14 protein-coding genes are annotated in these 15,607 nt (G+C 53.2%); 11 read left to right on the top strand and 3 right to left on the bottom strand.

All coding sequences use genetic code 11. The features are described 5' to 3' along the window. The first annotated feature begins 58 nt into the window (after nt 1-58). The 4 genes from QCL51_RS17845 (at nt 59) to QCL51_RS17830 (ending at nt 3,471) form a co-directional block, all read left to right on the top strand. Nucleotides 59-394 (top strand): hypothetical protein, encoded by a 336-nt coding sequence (locus QCL51_RS17845; RefSeq protein ID WP_338443890.1) that lies wholly within the window; start codon nt 59-61, stop codon nt 392-394. Nucleotides 395-499: 105 nt separating this feature from the next. After that, nucleotides 500-1,117, top strand: coding sequence for a hypothetical protein (locus QCL51_RS17840; protein ID WP_338443889.1), 618 nt, complete (start codon nt 500-502; stop codon nt 1,115-1,117). Next, on the top strand, nt 1,110-2,210 hold the full coding sequence (locus QCL51_RS17835; RefSeq protein WP_338443888.1) for an XRE family transcriptional regulator: 1,101 nt from the start codon (nt 1,110-1,112) through the stop codon (nt 2,208-2,210). Before QCL51_RS17840 ends, QCL51_RS17835 begins: the two co-directional genes overlap by 8 nt. 118 nt (nt 2,211-2,328) lie before the next feature. Beyond that, on the top strand, nt 2,329-3,471 hold the full coding sequence (locus tag QCL51_RS17830; protein ID WP_338443887.1) for a hypothetical protein: 1,143 nt from the start codon (nt 2,329-2,331) through the stop codon (nt 3,469-3,471). 228 nt (nt 3,472-3,699) lie between these two features. Here the strand turns inward: QCL51_RS17830 and QCL51_RS17825 are convergent, their stop codons facing one another. Then, nucleotides 3,700-4,149 carry a hypothetical protein gene (locus QCL51_RS17825; RefSeq protein WP_338443885.1) on the bottom strand — a complete coding sequence of 150 codons (450 nt, stop codon included), beginning with the start codon at nt 4,147-4,149 and terminating at the stop codon, nt 3,700-3,702. Between the two features lie 303 nt (nt 4,150-4,452). Here QCL51_RS17825 and QCL51_RS17820 point away from each other — a divergent pair, with 303 nt between their 5' ends. The 3 genes from QCL51_RS17820 to QCL51_RS17810 all read left to right on the top strand — a co-directional run bounded on the left by QCL51_RS17820 (nt 4,453) and on the right by QCL51_RS17810 (nt 6,400). Beyond that, nucleotides 4,453-4,788, top strand: a complete 336-nt coding sequence (locus QCL51_RS17820) for a hypothetical protein (protein WP_338443883.1) — start codon at nt 4,453-4,455, stop codon at nt 4,786-4,788. A 431-nt stretch (nt 4,789-5,219) separates the two neighbouring features. Next, nucleotides 5,220-5,657: a hypothetical protein gene (locus QCL51_RS17815; RefSeq protein WP_338443881.1), complete on the top strand. Its 438-nt coding sequence runs from the start codon at nt 5,220-5,222 to the stop codon at nt 5,655-5,657. A 14-nt stretch (nt 5,658-5,671) separates the two neighbouring features. Next, nucleotides 5,672-6,400, top strand: coding sequence for a metallophosphoesterase family protein (locus tag QCL51_RS17810; protein ID WP_338443880.1), 729 nt, complete (start codon nt 5,672-5,674; stop codon nt 6,398-6,400). A 291-nt stretch (nt 6,401-6,691) separates the two neighbouring features. Here the strand turns inward: QCL51_RS17810 and QCL51_RS17805 are convergent, their stop codons facing one another. After that, nucleotides 6,692-7,015: a helix-turn-helix domain-containing protein gene (locus QCL51_RS17805; RefSeq protein WP_338443878.1), complete on the bottom strand. Its 324-nt coding sequence runs from the start codon at nt 7,013-7,015 to the stop codon at nt 6,692-6,694. Nucleotides 7,016-7,700: 685 nt separating this feature from the next. On the opposite strand from QCL51_RS17805, the gene QCL51_RS17800 reads away from it, so the two are divergent. The 4 genes from QCL51_RS17800 to QCL51_RS17785 all read left to right on the top strand — a co-directional run bounded on the left by QCL51_RS17800 (nt 7,701) and on the right by QCL51_RS17785 (nt 11,903). After that, a complete protein-coding gene (locus QCL51_RS17800) occupies nt 7,701-7,982 on the top strand; it encodes a hypothetical protein (protein ID WP_338443876.1) in 282 nt (93 codons plus the stop codon). Nucleotides 7,983-7,996: 14 nt separating this feature from the next. Next, nucleotides 7,997-9,328, top strand: a complete 1,332-nt coding sequence (locus QCL51_RS17795; protein ID WP_338443874.1) for a hypothetical protein — start codon at nt 7,997-7,999, stop codon at nt 9,326-9,328. A gap of 40 nt (nt 9,329-9,368) precedes the next feature. Continuing rightward, on the top strand, nt 9,369-9,998 hold the full coding sequence (locus QCL51_RS17790) for a hypothetical protein (protein WP_338443872.1): 630 nt from the start codon (nt 9,369-9,371) through the stop codon (nt 9,996-9,998). A 645-nt stretch (nt 9,999-10,643) separates the two neighbouring features. Continuing rightward, nucleotides 10,644-11,903, top strand: a complete 1,260-nt coding sequence (locus QCL51_RS17785; RefSeq protein WP_338443870.1) for an RES family NAD+ phosphorylase — start codon at nt 10,644-10,646, stop codon at nt 11,901-11,903. 69 nt (nt 11,904-11,972) lie between these two features. On the opposite strand, the gene QCL51_RS17780 is transcribed toward QCL51_RS17785, so the two are convergent. After that, on the bottom strand, nt 11,973-15,572 hold the full coding sequence (locus tag QCL51_RS17780) for a P-loop NTPase fold protein (RefSeq protein ID WP_338443867.1): 3,600 nt from the start codon (nt 15,570-15,572) through the stop codon (nt 11,973-11,975). Nucleotides 15,573-15,607 lie beyond the last annotated feature (35 nt).

The following is a 15,607-nucleotide window of genomic DNA, read 5'->3' as shown; positions in this document are numbered from 1 at the left end:
GCAAGTCCGAGCAACCTACAGCTCAAAGCCCCGGTGGATCAGAATAGTGGAAACGGACATGTCCCCCCACACACCCGATGGTCGCTACTTTGTGGTTAAAGGCAGGCTGTGGCGCTGCAGCAATCCTGGGCTCGACCCGGATGTCAGGCAGCGGCTGGTTTCGGAGCTGATGAGCGCCCGGCGCGAGGTGAAACAGGCCAAGGCAGGGCAAGAAGTCTTGCGGCTCAAAAAGGCAAGGGCACGGGTTGATGCTGCCAAGGTGGCATTGGGTGAGCGGGGCCCGGTGTGGTGGATCGACGGCAGTCCTGATTACAACCGGCGGTTGGTTAAGAACACGCCTTATGCGCAATGGTACCGATTCTTGCCAGGCTGCGACGGCTCCGTGCAGCTGTAGCGTACCAGAATGTCCGCGCACCGGTTCGGTTGACATATCTGCAGATTTGCATAGAATTCGGGTTGACACTTTTTAATATTTGCAGACTTTTGGAGAGGCAGCCTGATGCATGTGACACAACATCCCAGTCATTTCGAGCCTAGGCTGCTGCCTGAGTATGTGGATCGGTTCTGCCAGGAGGTTACTGACGTAGCCTATAGCGCGTTGGAGGACTCCAGTAGCGCCTACGACACCAACTACACGCGCGGCACCCTGCTGTTTGGTCGACAGCAAGGCCTGTGCAAGGTGTTGGCGGCTGATAAGTCGATGCCTTGGCTGCAGCTGCGCAACGCCACCCTGGATTTTACGGTGGCCATTAACAATGTGCTGCTGCAGATCGTGACCGATAACCCGAATGAAATGAAGAAGGCTTATCGCATCAAGCCGAATCCGCTGGAGCAGCATCAGCTTTCGCTTTTTGAGAGGTCGCCTGAGATCTGCACCTGGCGAGTCTATGTTTCCAGCAACAATGATCTGGAGTTTCCCAAGGTCGAGGTTGCGATCGTAGGCTTCGATGCCAACCTCAACGTGATTTGCTTGTGGAAGCACGAGGAGCGGTCTCTGCTTTCCGTGAGAGCGACTGTGCAGCATGATGCTGTGGACGTACCGGAAGCTGAAGTGCAGCGTAAGCGTAAAGATGTTGATAGCAATGCCACAGACAATGATGAACCCGTAGATGGATGACAGAACACAACAGCTCGCTTTTGGGGCTGAATTTTCACCTGACAAGCTGAGGTTGGCTCGGTGTGCAGCCGGCTTGTCGCTTGCAGAGCTGGGCGATTTGCTGGGCGTAAGTCGGCAGTACGCGCACAAGCTCGAAATCAATGCGGTGCCAAACCCGTCGCAGATTCAATTGCTCACCAAGGCCTTAGGAGTGACGGAAGAGTTCTTGTCGAGCCCGCGTCGTGGCTCGGTGGAACTTGAACAGTGTCATTTCCGTAGCCTGCGATCGTCGACCCAGACTATCAAGAAGAGCATCGCGTCTCAGGTCGAGCTTTTTGAGTTGCTCGTCAACGAGTTGGAACACGAGGTGGATTTCCCACCGGTGGGGTTCGATCCCTTTGAAGTCCCGCTTGTCAGTGACGATGTAATCGAAAAGGCGGCAGAGGGCTTTCGGAGGGATCTGTCGATCGGCATCGGCCCCATTGCCAATGTCACCCGTCTGGCTGAGAAGGCCGGTGTGCTGGTGGTAAACCTGGCGGATGCGGATGACCGTATCGATGCATTTTCATTATTCAACAAGCGTCCTCTGATCGTTCGCAACACGGCCAAGGTCAATCCTTGCCGGCACCGGTTCGATATTGCCCATGAGCTTGGCCACCTGGTCATGCATCAGGGGATCGAGACGGGCTGTAGGACAACTGAGGCACAGGCTAACCAGTTTGCCAGTGCGCTATTGATGCCCAGGGCGAGCTTTGGTGGTGAATTTCCTACGATGCGTGGGCAATACCTGAACTGGACAGCATTGGGCGAGCTGAAGCTTCGTTGGAAGGTCAGTTTCAAGGCCATCATCTATCGCGCTCAGACGCTGAATCTGATCACGCAGGATCAGGCTCGCTCGGGCTTCACCTACCTGAGCCGCAACGGTTTCACGAAACGGGAAGAGCTGGACGAGCTTCTTGCGCAGGAGACCCCAACCCTTGTCCAGCGGGCTGTGGATCTTCTCGATCACGCCAGTTGGCGGAAGATTCTGAAGGCTTCGGGGCTGTCCGATGAGTTAGTCAGGGAACGGTTCATGTTGAAGGTTCCCACCTCGCCGCTGGCCCTGGTGAAATAGTCAGCTCAGGCATTGAGGGCGTACGTCAGATCATCCCGCTGACGTGCGCCAAAAGGCTTGAGTCCGAGGAGATTCTCCTTTAGAAGCGAGTGGGTACTGCTTCTTAAAGGAACCCCCTATGCCGTTGACCGCATACTCTGCTTCGCGTGAGATGGAGCTGGACGTCGATCAACTCCTGACACACCTGGCCCATCAGTCGCAGCATCCCCAGCTTCCGTCAAACGTTGCCATTCCTGATGCATGGAAGCTTGCGATCGCTCAGGACATCTCCTGTCCCTCGTGCTTCTGCCAAGGCGCTGAAGTGGTGAGGGGCACTGCAGCTGGAGCGAAGAACAAGCGACAAGCGTTCTTCCGCTTTACCACAGGCGGTGGTAATCCTGGCCATCATCCGTTCTGTGATTTCTCCGGCAACGTGCCGGCAGGCCATGTGCCCGAAAACCTGGTGCAGTTCTCCAATCCGAAAGATGGCCTTTCCAAGGCGGTGCGCGTCCTTGTTTGCAAGGGCATCAGCCTAGGCATTTTTCATCAAAGAGACATCCGCGCGATGCGGGAGTGGTTCTTTCACAAGAAGGTCGGGTCGCAGTTTGTCGTCAGCCTTGACCCACGGATCGTTAGGTGGATTGCCGTCCTTCAGAGGCAGCGACTGTGGATTCACGATGGGGGGGATGAGGCGCTGGATTTCACACCCGAGCTCATGGCTCTTCCAGTTTTCGATGCCAAGCATGCTGCTCGCGTGATCTTGACCAACCAGCACCGAGCGTTGCTCGACCTTCTCTTTGAGAATCGAATCCACGTTTTCCAAGACGTTGAACGGATCACGAAGTCAGTTGAGCAGTCTCAATCGCAGTCGGTGTTTGACCCCTCAATCCTGCAAACAGAATTTCGCAAAACTCTGCAGCTCGCGCGTTTCATCGGGACGAGCTACTTACCCATCTCCACACATGTGAAATCGCACAGCTGGGTGCATACCCCCAAAGGTGGCCGTTTCATGCTGGCATTTACGTCGCTGCTGCTCTTCGTTTCGGGTTGGGACATGAAGCGGGCATGGGAAGCGTTCGTGCGCATCGCGAAAGACGAGTCTGCCGTGGATGAAACCTTGGGTAACGCCATTGGACTGAATCCCTTTCATGACTTTGAAGTTTGGCCGGTCATCAAATTCCTTCAGGAACTGCCCAGCGACTTGTTGCCGACTGAAAAAGAAATGCTTGAGCAGCCGGCCACGCTCGATGGCTTGGTAGCGAAGCTGCGTCAAGGCGGGTAACCGGTCGATCATTTGGATGATACGGAAGGGGTAGCGGCGTTGTGGATCGCGTTGCGCTCGATGGACATCGCAGTCGATGTCCAGGTGGGCACCACGAACGCGATCACCAAGTTAGAGCCCTGAAGCTGATTCGGCCCAGGGGGGCAGGGCGGCAGGGTCTAATGGTTCGTTTGTACCCCGCTTTCGATCTGCTGATTGACCATGCGAACGAATGATCAGGCCGCTTGGCTATGGCTGCCCTTTCCAGTGCCGCTTCACGGTCGAAACGCTTATCTCCAGTCGCCTGCTTACCTCGGTCGGCGCAAGGCCTTGCGCTTTCAGCTCCAGTACTGACCTGCGCAATTGTGCAGCCCGCTGCGCGTTGGGATGCGGTATCAGGACACTCTCGTGAACGCGCGCATCGAGCAAATCCAAGGCTTGGATTTCCTTTTGAAGCGCTTCAAGAAGCTCGCGGGGCGTCTGGTGGTTTTCAGCAGCACATGTCAGAGCGAGCAGGGCTGCAGTGGAGACCTCAAGCTGATCTGCCACCAGCTGGGTGGTGTCCAATGTAGGGGAGGAATTACCCGACTCCAGGCTACTCACCTGTGATTGGCTCAAGTTGCTGAAGCCGAGCTGGGGCAGCGCGCGTAGCGATCTCAAGCGTTTTAATACCGTGGCAAAAGCCTGGCGCAGAGCCATCGACATCGTTCCTGATGCAAAGATGATGGTATGCCGGATTTGCGCAAGCTCACTCAAATCGATATATTGTTAATTATGAGCCTTATGGGATGTTTGACGGATGGATACATCCGTCAGCCCGAGCATACAGGTGCGCCCGACACCGCTCGCGATCAATTTAGATCTAAATCGAAAGCAGCGATCAATTCAGGCGCGAGATTCACGTGTGGCCCGACCTTGGCGCGTGGAGCGGTGCGGCGTGCTGCCGAATTCAAGTGTCAAGCGGAGGGGATCGATCTATGACGGTAGGGAAAGGAAGCAGTCGTGTCTGAATCAGATGACCAAGTGCTCTCGGCATCTAGCTTCCCAAGCGAAGTAGTCGAAGCTATGAAACTGGATTTCGGCTGCATGATCACAGGGTATCTCTGTGATGTGGTGTTCGACATCGATTGGATTTGCTTGAGGGGAAAAATCTACGCGGATGCAAAGTGCCGTTTTGACTATGGACAACTGGTGCGTACGTCAATGATCAGGGCAGCTGAAGAGCACAGCTGCGGCTCCTTTCTCCTGGTTCGCACCTATAGCGGAAGCCGCTATGTGATTTGTTCATGGCACAGCGATGAGGAGGTGCAGGCTTGCGCGACTCATCTGCATGAGTAGGTGGCGTTGGCTGCTTCCTTGGCGTGCTCGGCCACTCAGTTTTGAAGAGCAGGAGGTTACCGAGTCCCTGCGCAGACTCAAATCCCTGAGTTGTGTAGAGGGCCGCGTTTCTGTCTCGGTTGATGAGGTGTTGGCTCGGCCCGGATACATCGAAGCCAGGCGAGCAGCTGCCGAATGCCTGAGGACTGGCCATGGTGCAGCTGTTGATTGGGCTTCGTTCGACGAGATCGGCACTGTCGCGTTTTTAGCGCTTGCAGGACAAAGCTTGCAGGCATCCAGGCGCCAGGGGATCAGTTTGGTTGATGCAATCGAACGCCTCAAAACGCTAAAGCTTGGGGGCAGGGGTAGCTAAGTCAGTTCTCCTGCTCAGATTTCATTTTTTCATCTGTGGCTCTCATCGCTGCGGGTGGCCGCCACAAAGGTGTACCGCAATGCAATCTGCGTTTGATCAGCAATTGCTCTCTGACGTGCTGTATGGGGACGCAGTGCCAGTCGATGGTCTGATCGCTGACGATGAAGCCATCCTCGATGTCGTTCAGCGGATGAGCAACCCCTGTAAACCTGTGCGGCAATGGTTGGTTTTGGACGTTCTCTTACCGGCTGAACAAAGAGCTGTATTGGTGCAAGAGGGACTGCGCCCGAGAGTTGTTTTTGCATGCAATACGGTAGCGGCAGCGAAGGATTCATGCATGTCGCAGGTGATGCTCTCTGGGTACCAGCGGGCGTTTCAGAATTACCTGTTCCAAGCTGCTGACGATGAGCTCTATTTACTGGTTGGTCGGGGTGGCAGGAAGTGGATCTCGGTTGATGCGCTTGGCGCTGTGCAACGTTTCGTCGCGTCGGAGTCGATGGTCAAACAGTCCACCTAGAGCGTGAGAGAGCGATGAGGATTTTGATCTACTCAGATTTGCATCTGGAGTTCAGGGACTTTCAGCCACCTCAGGTGGAGGTCGATCTGGTGGTGCTTGCGGGTGACATTTCGGTGCGTGGCCAAGGGGTGACTTGGGCGAACCAGATCTTTCAATTTCCTGTCCTGTACGTGTGCGGTAATCATGAATTTTACCGAGGCCACATCGACCGGACATTGGTCAAGATGAAGGAGGCAGCGCAAGCGCATGTGCACGTCCTCGACAACCAGTGCATCGTCATTGGCAATACTCGCTTCCTGGTCGCAACGGCCTGGACGGATTTCACTTCGACCGGAAACTACAAGGTTGCCATGCCCATATGTTGGGAATGGATGAGCGACTTCAAGCGCATTCGGATTGGAGAGGGCTTCCGTAAGCTTCGTCCTGCCGACTTGATCGCGCGGAACATCGCAACGCGGGCGTTCCTGGTTGAAGCGCTTGCGAAGGACTTCCCAGGAAAAACAGTGGTCATCACTCACCATTGTCCAATTCAGGAGGTCGCAGGCAAAAGCCACGAAGGCCATCTTGGCGCGGCGTACTATAACCAGTGGGACGACTTGGTCGCCCAAGCTGACGTCTGGATTTTTGGCCACACACACCATGCAGTGGATACAGTCGTCTCAGGCTGCCGCATAGTCTCGAATGCCCGAGGTTACCCAGGGGAGCACACTGGCTTCTCAGCGGACTTCACCATCGATCTCTGAGCGGCGGCGTCTGCACCGCACTCCTTGCTGATTCGCCTCAGCCAGTCCAATGCTTTGACGGCCTTGCTACCCTCAGGAGGATCACCCGGTGCATTGGCGTAGAGGAAAAGGCTATCCAGGCTTGCATGGGTTTCGAGTGAGGATACAGCGTCGGCAATCGAAGACATCAGATATTGGGGGATCGAGTAATTTTGCATCTGCCTTCCTGACGTCCCAATTTAACGTTAAAGGAGTGTATCAGGGTTTCGTCGTCCAGCTAGCGGGAGGAAGAAAGGGAAAAATGGTGCTGGCTTAATAGGCTTGATAGGCTTTCTTCCAAATATTGCTCACGGTCGACCAGGGCATGTCGAGCTCGTCGGCGATTTGCTGCTTTGTCTTTCCAGCAGCTCTGGCATGGAGCACTGCCTCGACCTTCATAGGGTCGGTGCGCCGGCCTGGCTTATGCGTGATCAGCTTACCCTCTTTGTAGTGCTGATCGATCTGGTCATCAATGCCTAGCTCTGCGATTCGCAGCATCTCGCCCTTTAAGTATTCCAGATATTGATCGAGCGAATCTGCTCGCTCGATGCGCGAGGCGTAGGCGAGAAGCGCTACTCGGCATACAGTTCGTCCCATAACTCTGTTTTTTCGTCAGGGTACACGTCAATCCCATACTGCTGGTGAATCCACATCATGCACTGTTTTTCTTCCATCTGAAGAAAATAGTCCTTGCTAGCGCTCATAGGGAGTCCTGTCCGTTGTCGTAGGGATAGCCAGTTGAGGCGGGCGGCTAAGCTCTGCCAGGCACTGGATAAGCTGAGGAGTGGTATTGAACACGTCTAGCTGGCATGGGGGGAGCGGGCTCAGTCAGGGCCTTCATCGCTCTCCAGTACCTCTACATTCCAATCTCTCAATTTCTGCCCGGTAACCTTGGCGACCTCTCTTTTGTACCGAACCAAGAGTACTCTGACAGCATTGCTTTCGAAACTTATTAAACTTGCCGTCAGTCGTTTCAGTCGTACCGCTCACTTTTTTCTTGGGGCAGGGACTAGTGGATGATTTTTGACGTGAGGCGGCGACGCTTTGTGGTTGCGCTATTTCCATCCTGAGAAGAGCTCGAGGGCTGTGTATTTTCTGAGATGAATTTATTTCTTTTCGAAGTTAACAAATTATATTTATCGCTTTTTGCTATAAGCAAATTGTTGGTGCGCATTCTTTGTGGACGAATTTAGTTTGTGCGTCTAGCTTAAGATTTACTCTTGTCCTGACGGCGCTGTAGGAGGGCTAAACTTCATATTTGTTTGATAAAGGAGCACCCGATATGCAGCTAAAACTGTCGAGCATACAGGCGGATAGCATAGGCTCAATACTCTCCTTGGCAACCCGAGATGCGGCGTTTGCTGCGGAGCTAAAAAATGCAGCCCAGGCGGCCCAGCAAGCTGGGGTTGGTTCCAAGGAGTGGGATACACTTATGCAGAAATTTTTCTCTGATCCGAATGATTTGGCGTTGATCAGGTTAGTGCAAACTGGCGATGGGAGGATCCAGCCACAATTCACAATTACGACGATCACCACTTTGACAACATTTACTACTGCATTTTGATGTAGGGGGCGCCAATGGACGTGTCTCATGCTGAATCTAGGTGGTCTGAATTGGTCAATGGCATGTGCGGTAAGTGTGAGAAGGCAGACTTTTGGCGCCTCTATTCCCCCAAGCCTTTAAGATTGCCGACGCAGGGGTGGAAGCTGCATCTTTCGGCTACTCCAAGAAATATATATCAAATCTTTAAAATTTCAGTTCGCATTGCCCAAAAGTACAAGTTGCTGGTGAAATTTCCGAGGCGAATTTCTAGTTTGCTGTTGCTTAATGCGGGCATTGGTTCAGCATTTTCTCAAGCGGGTAAGGTTTTCACTTTTTATTGTGATAGCGAAAGCAGAATGCTTAAGGCTGCTGAAGAACTAGGAAAGAAAACTAATCGTTTTCGCTGCCCTTCGGTAGCTTTCGATGAGAAAGTAGTTTGGGGCCAAAATTTATTCTTTCGTTATGGTGTGATCAACGGTGATTCCGACAGTAAAATCATTAGTCCAGAGGGTATCCCAGTCGACGATGAACGAGGAAAAGGTAAAGCCATTCCGGATTGGTTGGAGAGCTCAGGCTTTGTGCGTAGAATAAAAAGTAACAATAAATCTCGTCATCTCGCGACTAAATTATTGCCAAGCGATCTATTGGTCTTTGAAGCCTTGTCCCAGCGTGCCAAAGGCGGGGTTTACAAAGCGCTAGATCTTTCAGTGATTCCTGGGAGATTGATAATTCTCAAGGAGGGCAGGCTTGATGGGGAAATTAATAGTGAAGGGTTAGACGGTTATAAGCTCGCAAAGCGAGAGGCAAGAAATTTAAAAAAATTGCATTGCTTAGGTTGCAATGTGCCTCAGGTATATAGGGTCATTGATCTCGGTACTCATATTTATGTGGCTACAGAATATTTGGAAGGTATGACTCTTGAGACATTTTATCACGTCGATATTGGGCATAAGTTGCTGATTTGCCGTAATCTCATGCGAGAGATCTCTACATTAAATCGTACGGGCTGGGTTTGGCGCGACTGTAAGTTTTCAAATATTATGGTCTGCGGAAGCTCTGTAAGATTAATTGATATGGAGGGCGCGTGTAAAGTTGAAGTGGCGGGCAAAAGTCGCTGGGGGTCTCCAGGTTATATACCTGATTTCAAGATTGTACCCAGGGATTTGCAGGATGAATACGCGGGCTTGATTACATGTGCTCAGTTGATTGCTTCGGATTTTTCTGGTGTTGCTGGAGAAAAAATATTGGGCGGAGTGAATGGTTCCAATATCGATGATGTGCTGAAAAATTACTTTGCAGAATTTTTACTATCTCCTTCTAGCTCCAATATTAAATGCCTGGTGAGTGCTTTGCTTGCATGGCCTTGAATGGTTAGTGCTCGCTAAAAAGACTTATGAGAGGTGTATTATGATTGTCGCTTTTAAGTGTGCATCGCTTTTGCCGCTTGCCTTGATGATGAGCGCCTGTTCTGGAAAAATTGTAAACATTACGGATGGCGAAACTGCCTGTAAAGAAGGTGTTTGTAATGGTGTTTTCTATTATCGGATGAAAATTGTTCCTGTGAAATATATTCAGGATAAGGTTTTGAATAAGGATGGAGGGGTAGTTAGATTTGCTGGAGGTCAAAATGGCGAAGCATGCATCCCTGTTCTTGTTGAGGAGTTGAAACAGGTGCCGGAGTTGACGCCAAGCTTAATATATTATAAGCCAGGTCTGTTCGAGGATTCTAAGTTTAGTGTTGAGTTTGGCGATTCTGGAAACATAATTTCGCTAGGGGTGGATGTAGCTTCGGGAGCAAAAAATGCAGTTGAAGCACTTTCAACTGTTGCTACGACACTGAAGGTTTTGAAGGCGGACGCTGACATTTTTTCTGGGGCGAAGCCAGTTGAGTGGGTGCCGCTTGAGCAGCAACCTTTTACTAGCGCCCCTTATTGTAACGCAGGGTCAATACCATATCGGCTTGGCGGCGCAATGGGAGTTGGTGGGGCGTCTGAAAGTTGTCATTTACAATTCGGTAAAAGGGGTTGCACGGAATAGTGTTGTCAATGTTGTTTTGTTGGTTTAACCATGGCCTTACCAAGCCGGGTCAGAGCGCCCGGTCAGATCCATATGGATCTCCGATAACTATTAGTTAAATACGAAGTTATGGTTATTGTAAGGACCTACTATGATTAGTGGTAGCGAGATATGTGGGTATACATATGTTGTGGAATACCACCTGGCTAACCAATATTTTGCGCGGGCCTATAATTCAGGGGCGAACTGAAGGTGTGATGCCAGGAAACTATCTGGCCAAGAGCTCAGAGCTGCTGTAATCGGCTTGGCCGAAATACCTTGAGTACTCAGATTTGTATACATGGCCTTTCGAGTCGGGCGCCTGTCTGACTATGAATAGCAAGATGGTTAAGCGAATGCCCTTGAAGCAGTGATAGAAGATTTCTTTCAAGGGTGGCCAAATGGCCAGAGGTGTCTAGCCATGTCAGCTGATTGCCCTTAAGGTTGTGCTACTGGATTCCGCCAAGTCCGGGGTCGGCAACCGGCGTAGCATGAGGGGCAGCCTTAAAACTCGTGATCCAGTAGTATCGCAGGCTTGGCGCCCCATGTGGGCTTACGGCCAAGGGAGGCTGTGTGTCGAAAGTTGTGTGCTTAGAATGCCTTACTGAACGCTATCTCCAGGACTGCTTGGATTTCGATGATGCCGACGAGTGCAGTTACTGTCATAAGGAAAGTGGTGTCGTGCCGCTTGAAAGGCTCGTCGACCTGTGTCGGGAGGCCGCGCTTTCTTCGTTTGAGTTCGTTGAACAGCCGCGTTCGGTTTATCTCTACAATCAGGCGCCGATCGGGGAGCACTGGACGGACGTTCTCCGCCGTGTTCTGGGCTGTTCAGATGATCTGATAAACGATCTTGGTGAAGTCCTTTGGGACGGCTGGAATGATGACGACCCGTACTTCAAAGAGGGCGCTTCAGCGAGCATCGACATGACCCATGACTGGAGGGAGATGGAGCGTAGCCTTAGGGATCAAGCACGGTTCGTGAATCCAGTCGTCACGCGTGTCTTGGAGCAGGTCTTTGGCAAGGTCGATCAGTTACGCCTTCGAGGCTCAGAGTCAGCCATCTTCATGATCGGGCCTGGTCAGCCCCTGCATACCTTTAAGCGGGCGAGAGTGTTCTCCTCTGATACCAGTGTTGAGGAAGCATTGCTCCATCCCGAGCGTTCTTTGGGCCCACCTCCGTCGGGGGTAGGGTCTGCAGGACGAATGAATGCTAAAGGCGTCTCCGTGTTTTATGGTGCTACAAACGACAGGACGGCCATTGCCGAGGTTCGACCACCCGTTGGAAGCTACGTGGTAACCGCTGCATTTCAGGTAACTCGCCCGCTGCGGTTGCTCAATCTGGGAGCTTTGAACGAAACCTGTCCTGATAGTCGCCTCAGTTACTTCGACCCCCAACGCGTCGAGCAGGCGAAGCGATCCGCGTTTCTAGCAAGCCTGCAAAACCAGTTGCTGAAGCCAGTAATGCCAGATATGGCGGATCACGGCTACTTGATCACGCAGGCGATAGCCGACTACCTGTCGATGCATCCCACCCTCAACTTGGACGGCATTTATTTCCCGTCAATCCAGCTGGGTAAGCGTGATGATGAGGCTCCTGGACACAACGTGATCCTCTTCAATAAAGCATCCGGTGTGCACCATACCGAGTCAACGCACAAAGCCGAGTACGCCTCTCTTTGGGTAACGGTCGATGACGGTGAGCACTACTTTCCGCAGATCTGGGCGGCCAGGAAGAAGGGCGAGGATCAGCCGAGCTGGTGGGATGAGCAACCTCCTGTGCCTCGATACGAACCTGCACTGATTTTAGACCGTGAGGAAATCCGAGTTCATCGTATCCATTGGATCGATTTCGGCACGGATGAGGAACGCGTTGGCTACAACCCATGAGGTCAAGGCAGGGCGCGAGTCATGGGTAAGGCGGGCAAGGTGCCCGCCTTCCTGGAACTGTCGACTTGTTCAGTTTCTGTTGAACCAGCGTTTCATCAGACCAGCCATAGGCTTGCTTGTGCCAAAAGCAGTGTTGATGATTTGCAGGTCGCCTTCTGATAACCGTTTGGGATCGAGCTCCTTGAGCAACGCTTCGGTTCCGAACGATTTTGCCCAGGCAGCCATATACCCCTTGGCTGTACCTGAAGCCGCTTGCGGAATCTCACGGAGTAGAAGGCGTGCATATTCCAAGCGCTGTTCATGGGTAGCCAGCTGATTCTTGATTTCAGCGCGCAGTTCATCGACAGCTGCCCAGGTGAGAGGGCTCTCCGGAATCTTCAATAGCTGAAGAGCCAGCGATGGCAGCTTTTTCGATTCCTTCTCATCCTTGTTTGCTCGCAAGATGTGGCCGTAGACCCGTTTGCGCTGCTCGTCAGTGATCTCGCTGTTCAACAGCATTGATTCGAGATTGTTGAACGCTTCGATTCCTAGAGCTCGGCACCAGACGGAGAAGGCCAGATCAGGGTCATTCACGTTGCCACGTGGGCCTTTGAGCAGCACTGCTTTGCCGGCGTCCACGTATTCGTTCCCTGGCAACTCAGGAATCAACGCCGTCCAGGCGCGTTCAAGCATCTCAACCTGTGCTTCGTCGTTGAAGTCGACGCCATCAGTCAGTGTCGTTAGCTGAGTGCTGCTCAGTCGTACATGTCCGGATGTCAGAGAGTCGATGGCTTGTGCGGAATTTTGTTGCCACACGGCACAGGCTGTCTCGACCAACTGGGCACCTTGTGCCGACGGTACGATACCGCTGGTGATCATGCTTTCCATGGACGCTAGCGTGTACTTGCCGACAGTCCCAGTTGATGAAAAAGCCTGTTGCCTTGCTTCGTTAAAGAGCGCTTGGGGTGAGTAGCCGTGGGGAAGCTGCTCGATCGTTGGCCAGCGTCCACAGAAGTGCTTATGCAGACTCTCGAAGGCATTCTTGTGCCCCTTGGCGGCGCTGAACAATTTCTGTAGCGCTGGCCCAAGCACTGTCGGAGTGGCCTGCATGAACACCAGTGAGATGCCCGGTACAAGCTGTCGCAGGAAATTGTCCCACGAGACCAATTTCGCTGGGGCGGCCAACATCAGTGCATCCACATGAGGGCGTAGCTGCTTGTCGCCCCAGTGTTGCAAGGGAATATGCGAGGCTGCGTCGGTGTAGAGCGCCCCTTGTTGGTCGTCCAGCTCCTGGCTGCTCACGAGCGCGGTCAGTTGGTTGGCCAGCGAGCTTTGGTCGTGCTCGTAGAGTGATCCGAATACTTCAAAGACCAGATTGCGGCACACGCTTGGGATGGCGCTGAGGGAGCGACTGATCCAGTGATCGAGCACTCTTGCAAGACTGCGCGGATGCTCCACCACAAACTCTCGAAGAACCTCTGCCGCATCTTCGGCATGCCCGGCGGTTGTGCTCAGTGCGATGGCAAAATCGGTGTAGCTTTCTCGCCACTCATCGTTGAAGTACGCCTTGCGCTCTGCGCCAAGATCGACAATCAAGCGATACGCGCGACGGTAATCAATCGGCTGGTTGTCGAGGTCGGCTACACGGATGCTGAACCTGGCCAGGCATTTCAGTAGCTGTTCTTCATCCGAATAAACGGCGTGTTTCTCCAGCGCCCGGATCACACAGCCGATTATCAGTGGTGAGGTCATGGTCGACAGGTTGGTGACCTGCTCCCAAAGCGCATCACGGCTCTCATCACCCTCGGTCGACATGCGATCCCAGACGCTGTTGATCCGGCCAACCGTCTGCTGCATATCCAAACCGTCAATCAGATCATCTTCATCGTGAGGGTCTTCATGGCCGTGCAGCGCCGTTGTCAATTGCTCCACATAGGCCATGCCTATCTCTGGCAAAAGCGAAGTCTCGAACGCGTCCATCCAGCCTTGCAGGCGGGCAAAGGGAAGCGTGACAGAACCTGAGGGGGTTTTGACCGTACGTGCTTTGAGCCATGCCATGAGATGGTCTTTGGAGAACGATGGAAGACCATGGTTGGCGAACACGGTGAGTGTAATTTGCGCTGCACGCTCAACCATGCTGATGGTTTCGCCCAGGTTGGGCATCTGCCCAGACTCAAGGCGCATGGTGCAGGCTTTGTCTGTCGTCAGCAGCGAGTCGATAAGCACCGACGCAATCTGCCTCTGATCCGCCGTATTAGATACCGCAGCGATGCGACCGATCTTCTCTATGCCTAGTAGTGAGCGCAGGGCGGGTGACGTCACGATGTCGTTGTTGAGGATGCCCAGGACTAAATCGCGGGTGCGCAGTGGCAAGCGATCAATGAGCTCGGCCACGACGCGCATCGCATTGAACTTGAGTGCATCTTCGGTTCGGTGCAGCTCGCTCAGCATGCCGTGTAGCAGCTGCATCTCTTGATCGCTCAAGCTTTCATTGGCACGAGGAGAAAGAGCTTCCAGAAAACCTTGCGTGTCACCAGAAACCAGATACCCATAAATCCGCGAAGCATGGGGGCCGTACTGTCGGGTCGCAAAATCCTCAGATAGCAACAGCAAGCTCTGAAGTGAGTCCGGCCACTGGATGCCTACCAAGCTGGCCAAAAACTGGCGCAGATCACGATGTTCATCAATGATGCTGGTTTTGTCCCCATCATCTATTTGAATCACATAGCGCTTTAGAACATGGCGCGTTTGAACGGGTTCATCCTTGAATGGTGTCTGCCTCACCATCAAATTTGTCAGGCGTTGCAGAAGCTGAGGGTCGCTTTGAAGATCCTGATAAAACCCGGGAAAGCTCACCCGCGCTGCGCTCAGTGCTCCAAGGGCAACAGGGTGGTTCGTGACGGCACCTTCATGCAGCCCACCGGGCCGCTGGCTGCCAATGGCATCAAGCTCACGAGCCTTGGCCAGCCACCAGGTCTGGGTGAACGCGTTCACGATCTGAAGGGCATTACGCGGATCGGTGACATTGATGTGAATCATCCGATCCACCACCTGTTCAACCGAGGCACCTTTATCCGAAATGTCTTTCACCAGATCGGGGAAGCTCTTGAGCTTGGAAAGCGCGAACTGACGCATGTCGCTTCGCGGCGGAGGTGGAATCTCCAGCCTGAATTGGAAGATGCGATCAAGGTAACGCCGGGCATCAGTGGGGTTGAACACCGAGCCTGGTTGCTCAGGGTTGCCACGTCGACGCGATAGCGCATCCGCGACTTTGCCCTCATCGCAAGAAATCACGAACACCAGGCCGAGGTTATCCGGAAGCTTGTTGACCGGAATCTCCATGAACGTACGTACGGCGTCCAGGCCTAGCACCATTTCCTCCGCCGACAGCCGATCGAGGTCGTCCACGAAGATGACGAGTCGCTCGTAGGGCACCACATTACTTTTCGACGCTTTGAATATGCGCAACTGCTGCAGCAGCATCTCTTCGTACTGCTCTGCGCTGGCGCTCGGCAGGTGGACGCGAGTGATGGTGTTGAATGGGCTGACCGCCGACGGTTTCATCACCTTGATCAGATACGCATAGATCCCAGTGACCGCTGCAACGAAGAGCGCCTGGACGATCGTGTCCCGGGAAGTGGTGTAACTGAACCAGCCGAAGGCGCCCTGCGGGCGAAAGAGGATGGTCATCGTGGTTCTTGGCTAACGTTGAGTTTGCGAAGACC

It is taken from the genome of Pseudomonas sp. LTR0, from assembly GCF_036630035.1.
Lineage (GTDB): Bacteria > Pseudomonadota > Gammaproteobacteria > Pseudomonadales > Pseudomonadaceae > Aquipseudomonas > Aquipseudomonas putida_Y.
This window is presented reverse-complemented; position numbering and strand designations above follow the sequence as displayed.

Bases quoted from the DNA above. Each gene is read 5' to 3' on its own strand.
- QCL51_RS17815 (WP_338443881.1), top strand. From the start codon at position 5,220: ATGCAATCTGCGTTTGATCAGCAATTGCTCTCTGACGTGCTGTATGGG.
- QCL51_RS17780 (WP_338443867.1), bottom strand. From the start codon at position 15,572: ATGACCATCCTCTTTCGCCCGCAGGGCGCCTTCGGCTGGTTCAGTTAC.
- QCL51_RS17830 (WP_338443887.1), top strand. From the start codon at position 2,329: ATGCCGTTGACCGCATACTCTGCTTCGCGTGAGATGGAGCTGGACGTC.
- QCL51_RS17795 (WP_338443874.1), top strand. From the start codon at position 7,997: ATGGACGTGTCTCATGCTGAATCTAGGTGGTCTGAATTGGTCAATGGC.
- QCL51_RS17810 (WP_338443880.1), top strand. From the start codon at position 5,672: ATGAGGATTTTGATCTACTCAGATTTGCATCTGGAGTTCAGGGACTTT.
- QCL51_RS17835 (WP_338443888.1), top strand. From the start codon at position 1,110: ATGGATGACAGAACACAACAGCTCGCTTTTGGGGCTGAATTTTCACCT.
- QCL51_RS17800 (WP_338443876.1), top strand. From the start codon at position 7,701: ATGCAGCTAAAACTGTCGAGCATACAGGCGGATAGCATAGGCTCAATA.
- QCL51_RS17845 (WP_338443890.1), top strand. From the start codon at position 59: ATGTCCCCCCACACACCCGATGGTCGCTACTTTGTGGTTAAAGGCAGG.
- QCL51_RS17825 (WP_338443885.1), bottom strand. From the start codon at position 4,149: ATGGCTCTGCGCCAGGCTTTTGCCACGGTATTAAAACGCTTGAGATCG.
- QCL51_RS17790 (WP_338443872.1), top strand. From the start codon at position 9,369: ATGATTGTCGCTTTTAAGTGTGCATCGCTTTTGCCGCTTGCCTTGATG.
- QCL51_RS17805 (WP_338443878.1), bottom strand. From the start codon at position 7,015: ATGGGACGAACTGTATGCCGAGTAGCGCTTCTCGCCTACGCCTCGCGC.
- QCL51_RS17840 (WP_338443889.1), top strand. From the start codon at position 500: ATGCATGTGACACAACATCCCAGTCATTTCGAGCCTAGGCTGCTGCCT.